Source organism: Aliamphritea spongicola, assembly GCF_017051665.1.
GTDB classification, from domain to species: Bacteria; Pseudomonadota; Gammaproteobacteria; order Pseudomonadales; family Balneatricaceae; genus Amphritea; species Amphritea spongicola.
This window is the reverse complement of sequence record NZ_JAFIDL010000089.1, coordinates 1-290: the sequence shown is the minus strand read 5'-3', so window position 1 is coordinate 290 and position 290 is coordinate 1. Positions and strand designations below refer to the sequence as shown.

1 protein-coding gene is annotated in these 290 nt (G+C 63.4%); it reads left to right on the top strand.

Features of this window, described 5'->3' with window-relative positions:
- The coding region (locus JYB63_RS22865) for an aminotransferase class III-fold pyridoxal phosphate-dependent enzyme (protein WP_205660220.1) at window positions 1-290 on the top strand (290 nt) is incomplete at both ends.

Here is a 290-nt window from a genome sequence, read left to right as displayed (position 1 = left end):
ACCGGCGTGGGCGGTTTGCCGCTGTTTATCGAGCGCGCAGACGGGGCTTACCTGTTCGATGCCGACGGCAAGGCCTATATCGACTATGTCGGTTCCTGGGGGCCGATGGTGCTGTGGCATAACCACCCGGCGATCCGCGACGCGGTGATTGAAGCGGCGCAGCGCGGCCTGAGCTTCGGCGCGCCGACCGAGATGGAAGTCAAAATGGCGCAGCTGGTCACCGAACTGGTGCCGACGATGGATATGGTGCGCATGGTGAACTCGGGCACCGAAGCCACCATGAGCGCTAT